This is a genomic window from Actibacterium lipolyticum (genome assembly GCF_900184935.1).
GTDB lineage: Bacteria > Pseudomonadota > Alphaproteobacteria > Rhodobacterales > Rhodobacteraceae > Actibacterium_A > Actibacterium_A lipolyticum.
On sequence record NZ_FXYE01000002.1, the window covers coordinates 1048716 to 1060438 of the forward strand.

At 59.3% G+C, this 11723-nt stretch carries 10 protein-coding genes; 4 read left to right on the plus strand and 6 right to left on the minus strand.

The window, feature by feature from the left end:
* Nucleotides 1-22: 22 nt before the first annotated feature.
* Nucleotides 23-2188, plus strand: a complete 2166-nt coding sequence (locus tag COL8621_RS13780; RefSeq protein WP_093967897.1) for an esterase-like activity of phytase family protein — start codon at nt 23-25, stop codon at nt 2186-2188.
* Between the two features lie 72 nt (nt 2189-2260).
* Here COL8621_RS13780 and COL8621_RS13785 read toward each other — a convergent pair whose 3' ends face one another.
* Nucleotides 2261-2602 (minus strand): hypothetical protein, encoded by a 342-nt coding sequence (locus COL8621_RS13785; protein WP_093968594.1) that lies wholly within the window; start codon nt 2600-2602, stop codon nt 2261-2263.
* 323 nt (nt 2603-2925) lie between these two features.
* Here COL8621_RS13785 and COL8621_RS13790 point away from each other — a divergent pair, with 323 nt between their 5' ends.
* Nucleotides 2926-3465: an RNA polymerase sigma factor gene (locus COL8621_RS13790; RefSeq protein WP_093968595.1), complete on the plus strand. Its 540-nt coding sequence runs from the start codon at nt 2926-2928 to the stop codon at nt 3463-3465.
* The gene (locus COL8621_RS13795; RefSeq protein ID WP_093967898.1) at nt 3462-5384 is read left to right on the plus strand and encodes a vWA domain-containing protein; all 1923 of its coding nucleotides are present in this window, start codon (nt 3462-3464) and stop codon (nt 5382-5384) included. Before COL8621_RS13790 ends, COL8621_RS13795 begins: the two co-directional genes overlap by 4 nt.
* 138 nt (nt 5385-5522) lie before the next feature.
* Here the strand turns inward: COL8621_RS13795 and COL8621_RS13800 are convergent, their stop codons facing one another.
* From COL8621_RS13800 to COL8621_RS13820, 5 genes are all read right to left on the minus strand, one after another.
* Entirely contained in the window at nt 5523-5978 is a 456-nt protein-coding gene (locus COL8621_RS13800; RefSeq protein ID WP_093967899.1) for an Hsp20 family protein, read from the minus strand.
* Nucleotides 5979-6106: 128 nt separating this feature from the next.
* Nucleotides 6107-6925 (minus strand): trypsin-like serine peptidase, encoded by an 819-nt coding sequence (locus COL8621_RS13805; RefSeq protein ID WP_176438501.1) that lies wholly within the window; start codon nt 6923-6925, stop codon nt 6107-6109.
* Between the two features lie 61 nt (nt 6926-6986).
* A complete protein-coding gene (gene glcF / locus COL8621_RS13810) occupies nt 6987-8270 on the minus strand; it encodes a glycolate oxidase subunit GlcF (RefSeq protein WP_093967900.1) in 1284 nt (427 codons plus the stop codon).
* Nucleotides 8271-8274: 4 nt separating this feature from the next.
* Nucleotides 8275-9429 (minus strand): glycolate oxidase subunit GlcE, encoded by a 1155-nt coding sequence (gene glcE, locus COL8621_RS13815; RefSeq protein WP_093968597.1) that lies wholly within the window; start codon nt 9427-9429, stop codon nt 8275-8277.
* A gap of 35 nt (nt 9430-9464) precedes the next feature.
* Nucleotides 9465-10898, minus strand: a complete 1434-nt coding sequence (locus tag COL8621_RS13820; protein WP_093967901.1) for an FAD-linked oxidase C-terminal domain-containing protein — start codon at nt 10896-10898, stop codon at nt 9465-9467.
* An 86-nt stretch (nt 10899-10984) separates the two neighbouring features.
* Between COL8621_RS13820 and COL8621_RS13825 the strand changes: the two genes are divergently transcribed.
* Nucleotides 10985-11686: a DUF599 domain-containing protein gene (locus COL8621_RS13825; RefSeq protein ID WP_093967902.1), complete on the plus strand. Its 702-nt coding sequence runs from the start codon at nt 10985-10987 to the stop codon at nt 11684-11686.
* Nucleotides 11687-11723: the final 37 nt, after the last annotated feature.

The window sequence follows — 11723 nt, forward strand, 5'->3', positions numbered from 1 at the left end:
CTGAATCTGGGGGATCCTTTCCATGACCGCACGCTTGCTTGGCCTGACGTCAGTGATTGCGCTGACAGCAGGGGCCGCTTCGGCCGAAATGAATTTCAACCGCATCGCGTCTATCGCGACCATCGGCAACATGGCCGAAGGCGAAGATACCGCCCGCGAATCTTCGGCCGAGATTGTCGCCGCCACCGCCGATGGCATGACGCTGGTCTACACCGACAGCCCGCTAGAGGTGCTTGGTCTGATCGACATCACCGACCCCAAGGCACCTGCGCCCAAGGGCAACATTGAACTGGGCGGCGAACCCACTTCGGTCGCCGTTGTCGGCGCCTCCGCGCTGGTCGGTGTGAACACATCGGAAAGCTACACCGCGCCATCGGGTTACATCGCCTCCATCAACACCGCTGACGGCTCGGAAACGGCCCGCTGCGATCTGGGTGGCCAGCCAGACAGCGTTGCCGCCGCAAAAGACGGCTCTTTCGTTGCAGTCGCTATCGAGAATGAGCGCGACGAAGACCTAGGCGATGGCCGCACCGGCCAGATGCCCGCCGGCATGCTGATTACCGTCGGCCTGACAGCCGACGGCACGCTGGACTGTGGCACGCTGAACACCGTGGATATGACCGGCCTTGCCGACGTCAGCCCCGAAGACCCAGAGCCCGAGTTTGTTGACATCAACTCTCTTGGCGAAACCGTTGTGACCTTGCAGGAAAACAACCATCTGGTTGTTGTCGGCAAAGACGGCACGATCTTGAACCACTTTTCCGCTGGTGCCGTTGATCTGGAAGGCATCGACGCCACGGATGAACGCGGCGCGATGATCTTCACCGAAAGCCAAATGGCCCGCGTTCGCGAACCCGATGCGGTGAAATGGCTGACCGACGATCTGTTCGCCACCGCCAACGAAGGCGACATGGACGGCGGTTCGCGCGGCTGGACGATCTTCAACAAGGACGGCTCGGTTGTTTATGACGCTGGCACCACGTTCGAACACGGGCTGGTTCAGATCGGCCACTATCCCGACAAACGCTCTGACTCAAAGGGTGTTGAGCCTGAGTCCATCGAAACCGCAACCTTCGGCGGCACCCCGATGGTTTTCGTTGGCGCCGAACGCGCGTCCGCCGTTGGCGTTTATGACGTGACCAACCCGGCAAACCCCGTTTTGAAACAAATCCTGCCATCGGGCATCGGGCCAGAGGGTTACGTTGCCATCCCTGAACGCAACCTGCTGATCTCGGCCAACGAGGTTGACCTGATCGAAGACGGCGGCGTCCGCAGCCACGTTTCAATCTTTGAATATCAGGATGCGCCCGCCGCCTATCCACAGCTTACCTCTGCCGGTGCGGATGAACTGATTGGCTGGGGCGCGATTTCGGGTATGGTTGCGGACGCTGACGGCACCGTTTGGGCCGTGAACGACAGCTTTTATGGCTATCAGCCTTCGATCTTTAAGATCGACGCCAGCCAGAAACCTGCCCGCATCACCGATGTGATCCGCGTGAACCGCAAAGGCCACGCCGCGCAGAAGCTGGACCTTGAAGGCATCACAACCGACGGCAATGGCGGCTTTTGGCTCGCCTCTGAAGGGCGGACCGACCGCATGATCCCGCACGGCATCTATAGGGTGAACGGCAAGGGTGAGATCAAAGAAGAAATCGCCCTGCCCGCAGAGCTTTTGGCCGTTGAGAAACGGTTTGGTTTTGAGGGTATCACCATGATCGGTGACACACTTTGGATGGCGGTTCAGCGTGAATGGGCGGACGATCCGAAGAACCACGTTAAACTGGTGGCCTATAACACCAAGACCGAAGAATGGGGTGCCGTTCACTATCCCAAGGCCGCGCCTGCCAAGGGGTGGGTTGGCTTGTCAGAAATCGTGGCGAATGGCGATTGGGTTTACGTGATCGAACGTGACAACCAGATCGGCGCAGATGCCGTGACCAAAAAGGTTTACCGCATCCCCGCAGCAGAAATGCAGCCCGCCGCGCTGGGTGGCGATCTGCCGGTTGTCTCTAAGGAAGAGGTTCACGACCTGCTGCCCGACCTGGCTTCATACGGCGGCTATGTTGTGGACAAGGTCGAAGGTCTGGCCATCCTGCCAAACGGAGAGATGTTCGTTTCCACCGACAATGACGGAGTCGACGACAGTTCGGGCGAGACGTTCTTCTTTTCGATCGGCAAAGCGGAATAAAACGCGATAGAAAAACGAAAGGGAGGGGCCATTGCCCCTCCCTTTTACGTTTCGTCCGCTTGTCGCGCGGCGTTAGTTATAGGCCAGCTCTGTTTTCACAGGTGCCGTGGTCACAACCAACGCATCTGCAACACGCTCAAAGCTGTAGGCAGTGCCGGTTTGACCGGGCAGGCCAAAAACAACGTGGTCGCCGTTTTCCAGACGCATCTGCAGCTTTTGCGGCGCGGTCTCGTCACGGGTGACGTAATAGGCAACAACTTCGAACGCGTCGTCGGATTGGGTCCAGTAAACCGACATATCAACGGCATTGGTGTGAAGCGTTCCACCGGCCAATGGGGAAGACAGGGTCAGCGTATCGGCAGAAACGGCAAACGGGGCGGCGGCCATAAGGGCCGCAAGGGTCATGGCTTTCATAACATTTGCTTTCAGATTTGGGGTTTGTGGCGGCAATTGCCTGCCATCAATTTCTGCGATGCAGCATCTCATGTGCGCCCGAGTGTGAAAATACCCAATGCCGAATACCAGATATGCAGTTAAAACAAGGGGATAACGGCATGCAACGGTCCACAAACCGGCCAAGCCACTGTGCGGCCGCAGAAAAACCGCCCAAAGGCGGCGCTGTCCGACCCCTTTCAAAAACGGCATGCATGTCAAAATGGTCTGAGACCGTCACAGATTTTTTTCAAATCCGTTCCAAGGATTGACCTTTTGAAAGCGTCCAACCCAATGTCATGCGCATGAATACATCAGACGAAGCTTTGGCAATTGCCGCCGCAAACGGGGATAGGGATGCTTTCGCCGCCCTCCTTTCCCGTCAATACGACCGGCTGTTCGCCTTCGCCTTTCGCCTAACCGGTACGCGCCATGATGCCGAAGACCTGACACAAGACATCTGTGCCGCGCTGCCCGGAAAATTGCGCAACTTTCGTGCGGATGCCCGGTTCACCACATGGCTTTACCGTGTTGCGGTGAACGCCGCGCATGACCGCCGCCGCCGCGCCGCCACCCACGCCCGCGCCGCCGATGGCTGGGGCGACTGGGAGGTGAACCGGCAAGCCTCTAACCAAGAGGCCGCGACCCAACTGGATTGGCTAACCAAGGCCATGTCCACCCTGCCCGACGATCTGCGCGACACCGTCGCCCTGACCTTGGGCGAAGAACTGACTCAATCTGAAACCGCGCAGGTTCTGGGCCTTTCCGAAGGAACAATCGCATGGCGCATGGCGCAGGTGAAAGATCACCTCCGTGCGTTGCATCAAAAGGAAGAACAGGCATGAATGACGAATTCGACAGCCTGAAAGCCGCCCTTAAGGCCGCGCCGCCCGCCCCCGATGCGGATGCCAAGGCGCGCGCGCTGCGCATCGCTCAGGAAAATTTCGATCAGCACCAAGAAACCCGCGCCGCCGCGCGTCAGACAGATAAGCGCCCGACACTGGGCGCGCGTTTGTCTGAAGGAGTTGATTGGATGTTCAAGACCCTAACCACCCGCGCCGCCCTTGCCGCCACGACCGGCATCGCCACCGTGGCCGTCGCCTTTTTCGTGATTGCCCCTCAACTGGACCCGACCGGCGTCCCCACCCAGACAGACGCCTCCAAAACCAAGGCCCCAGCCACCGTTATTGCAGATGACCTTGGCGCACTGGTCCGATCTGACCGCGCCGCGCCCGAAACAGCGCTGCGCAAAATAGCACCTGCGCCCCAAGCGACCGCGCCAGAGGTCCTTATGATGGAACCCGAGGCTGCCTTCGGCGGACAGATGTCGCCCGCCGTCGATGACTATGCCGTCATGCCCCCACAAGGCGGAACCGAAGCTTTCGCCAACGGCGAACCGAACCCGCTGAAAATCACCTCCCAAGAGCCCGTCTCGACCTTCTCGATCGATGTGGACACGGCGTCCTATGCGATCATCCGCTCGTCGCTTAACAACGGCCAACTACCGCCCCCCGACGCGGTGCGCGTGGAAGAGATGGTGAACTATTTCCCCTACGCCTATCCCGCCCCAGAAGGGGACGCGCCGTTCCAGCCAACCGTTTCGGTCATTCCCACGCCATGGAACGACGACACACAGCTGGTACATATCGCCATCCAAGGTGCCCTTCCTGAAACCACGGAACGCCCCCCGCTAAACCTTGTCTTCCTGATCGACACCTCGGGTTCGATGAATAGCCAGAACAAGCTGCCGCTGCTCAAGCAATCCTTCCGGCTGATGCTGTCCAAGCTGCGCCCCGAAGATGAGGTGGCAATCGTCACCTACGCGGGCAGTGCCGGTCAGGTTCTGGCGCCCACCCCCGCGTCAGATCGCAACACAATCCTTGCGGCGCTGTCGCAACTTGACGCTGGCGGCTCCACCGCTGGGCAAGCGGGCCTGCAACAGGCCTATGCCACTGCCGAAACCATGACGAAAGAAGGCGAGGTGACCCGCGTCCTCCTTGCCACTGATGGGGATTTCAACGTTGGTCTGTCCGACCCAAAGGCGCTGGAAACCTTCATTTCTGGCAAACGCGATCAGGGCACCTATCTTTCCGTCCTCGGCTTTGGGCGGGGAAATCTGGATGATGCGACGATGCAGGCGCTCGCCCAAAACGGCAACGGCCAAGCCGCCTATATCGATACCTTGAACGAGGCGCAGAAGGTTCTTGTCGATCAACTCTCCGGCGCGCTGTTCCCCATTGCGAACGACGTGAAAATTCAGGTCGAGTTTAACCCCGCCGCTGTCGCCGAATACCGGCTGATCGGCTATGAAACCCGCGCCCTCAACCGCGAAGATTTCAACAACGACAAAGTCGACGCCGGTGAAATCGGCGCAGGCCACAACGTCACCGCACTGTACGAGGTAACGCCGGTCGGCTCTCCCGCCGTGCTGAACGATCCGCTGCGCTACAGCGCCGAACAGACCACAGCCCAAACCGACGAACTCGGTTTCTTACGCCTTCGCTACAAGTCACCCGGCGACGCCGACAGCCAGCTGATCGAAACGCCGATTGCGACGATGGTCACGGAAGCATCGAACGACACCCGCTTTGCCACCGCTATTGCCGGCTTTGGCCAGCTTTTGCGCGATCAAAAATACCTTAGGGATTGGACCATCGATCAGGCCATCGACCTTGCCAATTCCGCCAAAGGCGCTGATCCCTACGGATACCGGGCCGAGGCTGTGAACCTGATGCGTCTTTACCAAAGCCTAAGCGCCGAATAACCGGCCCAGCCGCTGCAAATATGCTTGGGGGTTTGGGGGCAGAAAGCCCCCATAACCTGAGGCCCGAATGGGCCGAGGCAAAAGAAATGGCGCGTGGCCAGCCGGCCACGCGCCTCCGTTTCGTTACGCATAAAAGCCTTAGGCTTCGATGCTGGTCGCCTCGATCTGGTCCGCGCGTGAAATCTCAATCTTGCGCGGCTTCAGGGCCTCAGGCACCTCGCGCACCAAATCAATGTGCAGCATGCCATCGGCGTGGCTTGCGCCGGAAACCTTCACGTGGTCCGCCAGATGGAAACGCCGCTCAAACGCGCGGGTCGCGATCCCGCGGTGCAGATATGTGCGCTCTTCCTGCTCGCTCGCCTTGCGGGCTGCCACGATCAGGGCGTTTTCCTTCACATCCACCGACAGTTCGTCACCGGCAAACCCGGCAACCGCAACCGTAATGCGATAGCTGTTATCGGAGGTCTTTTCGATATTGTAAGGGGGGTATGTGGGCTGGGTCACCTCGTTCGTCAGAACCCGGTCCATCAAATCAGCCACGCGGTCAAAACCAACCGTGGCGCGGTAAAGTGGCGAAAGATCAAAGCTTCGCATGTCATCATCCTCTCTTGAGCGATCATGTATGTCGACCCTCCCAACGGGACGGGTCGTGATGTTAAGCGGGCCCGATTGGCACCCGCGTCCATCCTATTTGGGAATAGGTTTTCAGCGTTTCAAGAGCCTTAGGGCCGCACGAATTTCGCCCCAACTTGGCTGCGCGCACTGCCCTGCCCGAACTGACGAATGGACGGCCTGGATTGAGACACGATGTATTCGCCATTGGCCAATCGTTTTTGCAGCACCGCCAATGGTTTTTCCACGGCAGTGCCCAAAGCAATCGGTTTGTTCCCGCTGGATGCTTTTGACGAAATGACCGACACGATGCGCGGAGCGCCTTCGTCAAAGGAAAAGATCGGCGCGCCGGATGCGCCAAAGTTCACATCACACGACAGCATCAAAATGCTGCCCGAACGGCCCAAAACATCGCATGTTTCCTGCAAAGACGGCGCTTCGGAACGTGATTGCGCATAAGACACCACCCCCACTTCGTCGCCTTTACGTGGGCGTAGGCCCGTCGCAAAAGGTTGGATGCCGGTCAAACGGACAGGCTGATCCAATTCCATTAGCGCAAGGTCATATTCCACCCGCTCCATCCGGTCAGGGCCGTCAAAATCATACTCTGGGTGCAAAACTGCGCGTTTTATCCCCCGGTACGCTTCAGCGCGGCCATTGCGCCAGCCTGCAAGAAACTCAATTTCCGACAAATCCACTGGCGCGCCGGTAGCCTGATCAAACAGGCAATGCGCGGCCGTCAGCACCAGATGCGGAGCGATCAGCGCCCCGGTGCAAAACCCACTGCGCCCGATGTTCAGCCGGCCCACGGCCTCCCAGCCTTTATTCGCATCGGCGGTGGACAGCATTTTTAAATCAGGTTCTGTCGCTTGGGCAGAACTGACCAAGGCCGCAACAACTGCCACTACCTTTAAACCGATACGCCACATGGGTTGTCCCTTATCCATGGTGGATAGTTAACCATTGGTTTGGGCAGTATTGTGGCTCAATTCAAGAAAAAGAAGGCGGGCGTGGGCCGCCTGTTGCCCAGTCCAGCAATTCAACCGTGTGCACGATTGGCACCTCTGTGCCCGACCCGATTTGCATCATGCAGCCGATGTTTCCGGCTGCAATAACGTCTGGGGACTTCGCCTCTAAGGTTTTGACTTTGCGGGTTTTCAACTGGCCCGAAATCTCTGGCTGCATCAGGTTGTATGTGCCAGCGGACCCACAGCACAGATGGCTGTCGGCGGGCTCTACCACCTCGAAACCGGCGCGTTTCAACAGGGTCTTGGGGTGTGTCTTTATTTGCTGACCGTGCTGTAAAGAACACGCTGCGTGATAGGCAACCTTCACGCCCTTCGCACCACCCTCGGGCAGATCAAGCTTCATCAGCAGTTCGGACACATCCATCGCGATTCCAGACACAGCAGCGGCCTGTTCGGCCAGCGGGGCGTTGCGGAACATATGGCCGTAATCCTTGACGGTCGTGCCACAGCCGCTGGTGTTGATGACAATCGCATCCAACCCCTCGCCCGCCATCTCGGCGCTCCAGGCGTTGATGTTGCGCGCGGCCGAGCTGTGGCTTTCATCGGTCTTGCCCATGTGATGGGTCAGCGCGCCACAACAGCCCATGCCCTTGGCGATCACCACCTCGCAGCCCAGACGGCGCAACAGCCGGATGGTCGCATCGTTGATATCGGTGTTCAGCGCCTTTTGCGCACAGCCCGTCATCAACGCCACACGCATCTTGCGTTTACCGGTCGCCGGGAAAGTTTGCGGGTCGTCATTCCGGCTAACGGGTGGAATTTTCTTCGGGGCCATCGCCAGCATCGCCTTCAGCCGCGCGTCAGGCATCAGAAACGCAAAGGGCCGCCCGATCTTGGCACCCAACAGCGCCAGCCGGAACCGCGTGGGATGCGGCAGAATCCGCGCCAATACCCAACGCAAAGCCCGATCGCTGAACGGGCGCTTATAGGTCTTTTCGATGTGTTCGCGCGCGTGATCGACAAGATGCATGTAATGCACGCCCGACGGGCAGGTCGTCATACAGGCAAGGCACGACAGGCAGCGATCAATATGCTTAACCGTCTTTTCATCGGCGGGCCGACCTTTTTCCAGCATATCCTTGATCAGATAGATGCGCCCGCGCGGGCTATCCAATTCGTCCCCCAGCACCTGATAGGTTGGGCAGGTCGCGGTACAAAACCCGCAATGCACGCAGGCACGCAGAATTTCGTTCGAACGCGCGGTGGATGGGTCAGCCAGTTGTTCAGGCGTAAATGTTGTTTGCATAGCGTCAGCCCATCAATCCGGGGTTCAGAATACCGCGCGGGTCGAACTGCTTGCGCAGCCCCGCGCTGATTGCGACCAAAGGCGCGGGCTCTGGCTGGAAAACCGGCACGGCGCGCCGCGTCGCCTCGCTTGCGCGAACAAGGGTCGCGTGGCCCCCAAAGGTGGCAATCTGCTGTCGGATAACCGCGGCACCTGCATCCCCTTCGTCAGGGACCAGCAGCCAGACCAGACCACCGGCCCAATCAAATATCGCCTGATGCTCCAGATCGTTTTGTTCCAGCATCGCGCTGAAGACCGCAGCGTTGGTGGGTTTCAGCGAAACCCGCCAGACCGCACCGTCCCGCGTCGCGAACGCCTCCACATCGCGCAGCCATTTCCACGAGGCCGCGACCTGCGTCGGGTCATGCTCTACCGCCACATCGCCGAATGGGGCCAACAGCTTTGTCAGCTCTTTCGCGCGATAAGCGACCGAGGCTGAGAACCCTTCGATCCGAAGGATTGTATCCGGCCCCTCGCCCACGCCCTCGGGCAGATGCGCCGCGCCGGTCACGTCAAAGGGGGACCCCATCGCCGCTGACATGGCCTTGGTCGCCTCCGCCTCTGACAAGCCGGAAATCCGCAATTCAGCCGCGGCCTCGGGCACCGGAAGCACCTTGAACGACACTTCGCTTAGGACACCCAAGGTGCCCCAGCTGCCCGCCATCAGCTTGACCAAGTCATAGCCGGTGACGTTTTTCATCACCCGCCCGCCGTTCTTAATCGCGTCGCCATGCCCATCGACAAAGCGAACGCCGATTAGGCTGTCACGACACGCCCCGGCCTGAATACGCCGCGGGCCAGACGCGTTTGAGGCCACAACTCCGCCAATCGTCGGTGTGCCCGTGGTACCCAGAAGGGCGCGATAGTCCAGGGGTTCAAACGGCAACCTTTGCCCTTCGGCGGCCAGCGCCTGTTCGACTTTGGCCACCGGTGTCCCGGCCTTTACGACAATCGTCAGCGCGCCGGGTTCGTAAAGCTCTATCCCCGAAAGGCCACGCGTCGAAAGCACCCCGCCAGTAACGGGCGCGCCAACATCGCGCGTGCCACCGCCGATAATCTTAAGCGGGCCAGTCGCGTCGGCGACGGCCTGTGCAAGCTCGGCCTCTGTCTTTGGTTTGATCATCGGGTGCGTCCTAAACTGGTTGCTGCCGTCTATCACGCAGCGCGCCGCGTGGCGGTTGCGTTCAGCGGAAAGACTTTCGCCGGGTTCAACAGCCATGCCGGGTCGAACACGTCTTTGACCCTAAGCTGCGCCTCAAGGTCTACGGGGTCAAACTGCGCATCCATCAGATCGCGCTTTTCCACACCGACGCCGTGTTCACCGGTAAGGCAGCCGCCCACCTCGACGCAGAGCTTCAGGATTTCGGCGCCAAATTCTTCGCACAGCTCCAAATCACCGGGTTTGTTGGCATCGAACAAAATCAGCGGGTGCATGTTACCATCGCCCGCGTGGAACACGTTACCCACGTCCAACCCGTATTGCTTTGAAAGCTCGCCGATCCGGCGCAGCACCATCGGCAGGGCGGACACCGGGATCGTACCATCCAGGCACATATAATCGTTAATCTGCCCCATCGCGCCAAAGGCCGATTTGCGCCCCAGCCAAATCGCGGCACTTTCTTCGGCCGATTTGCTTTCGCGCAGCTCCACCGGGTTATGTTTGCGCGCGATTTCAGAGATCAGGCCAAGCTGTTCGTCAATTTCCGCATCCGAACCTTCCACCTCGACAATCAACAAGGATTCGCAATCAGGATAGCCCGCTTTTGCGAACGCTTCGGTCGCGCGGATACAGGGGCGGTCCATAAATTCAATCGCGACAGGAAGAACCCCGGCTTTGATGATGTCGGAAACGCATTCCCCCGCAACTTCGTTGCTGTCATAGCCGATCAGAACGGGCCGGGCCCCTTCGGGTTTTCGCAAAATCCGCAGGGTGGCTTCGGTCACCACACCCAACTGCCCTTCCGAGCCGCAGATGACGCCCAACAGATCCAGCCCACCGGCATCCAAATGCGCGCCGCCGATCTCTACAATGGTGCCGTCCATCAGAACCATCGTGACACCCAACAGGTTGTTGGTCGTCACGCCGTATTTCAAACAATGTGCCCCGCCGGAATTCATACCCACGTTGCCCGCAATCGCGCAGGCAAGTTGTGACGAAGGGTCTGGGGCGTAAAAGAAATCTTCCTCTTCCACCGCGCCCGTCACCGACAGGTTGGTGCGCCCTGATTGCACACGAATGAACCGATTATCGTAATCGGTTTCCAGCACCTCGTTCATCCGGGCGACGCCCAAGATTACGCTATCGGCCGTGGGCAACGCCCCGCCCGCCAATGACGTGCCCGACCCGCGCGGCACAACCGGCACGCCTTCTTCGTGGCAAATCTTAAGGATTTCCGAAACTTCGGCAGTGGTGCTGGGCAGCACGGCACACAGCGGCGGGCACTTATACGCGGTCAGCGCGTCGCATTCATACGCGCGCGTTTCTTCGACCTCGTGGATCACCGCATCAGCGGGTAGCACCGCCAAAAGCCGGTCTACGATCCGCGCCTTTTTGGCAAGCACGGTGGGGTTTGGGGCTGGCATATCCATGGCTGGGCCTCCTCGCCTTGATTGGTAAGTAATTATAACCAATTTTACGGGGTGGCAAGGCGCATTCTTGCGGATACGTTCCCCATATGGAGATATTAGGCCGCATCGCCCTGTTCGGGCCATTTGACATTCTGGCGCTTGCCGTATGGGTTTTGGGCTGGGTTGTAATCGGCGCACTGATCGAAGGCGCGCCGAAAAAATACCCATCAGTTTCAAGCCTGATGGTCGAATACCGGCGCGAATGGATGCAGCAGCTGATCACCCGGCAACCCCGCATCTTTGACTCCAATATTCTAAGCACTTTGCGTCAGGGCACCACGTTCTTTGCATCCGCTTCGATGATCGCCATCGGGGGTGGGTTGGCGCTGGTTGGGAATACCGAACACCTTTTGGGTGTTGCGCGTGATCTGAACCTTGATACCGCCCCTGCCGTCGTGTGGGAAGTTAAGCTGCTTGCCGTTATTTTGTTCGTGACCAACGCATTTCTGAAATTCGTTTGGTCGCACCGGCTCTTCGGCTATTGCGCGGTCATAATGGCGGCCGTTCCCAACGACCCCGATGACCCGTTGGCGAACGTCCGCGCGGACCAAGCCGCCGAGATTAACATCAACGCCGCGCGCAGCTTTAACCGCGGTATGCGTTCGCTCTATTTCTCTCTCGGGGGGCTGGCGTGGCTGCTGGGCCCGCTGGCGTTGATCATTGCGTCGATCGTAACCTGCCTTGTGCTGTGGCGCCGCGAATTTGCGTCTGATTCCCGTACCGCACTGATTGGCCCCACGCCAAAGTGACCACATCGGCCACGCTTTTGCTGCAATATGCCGCGAA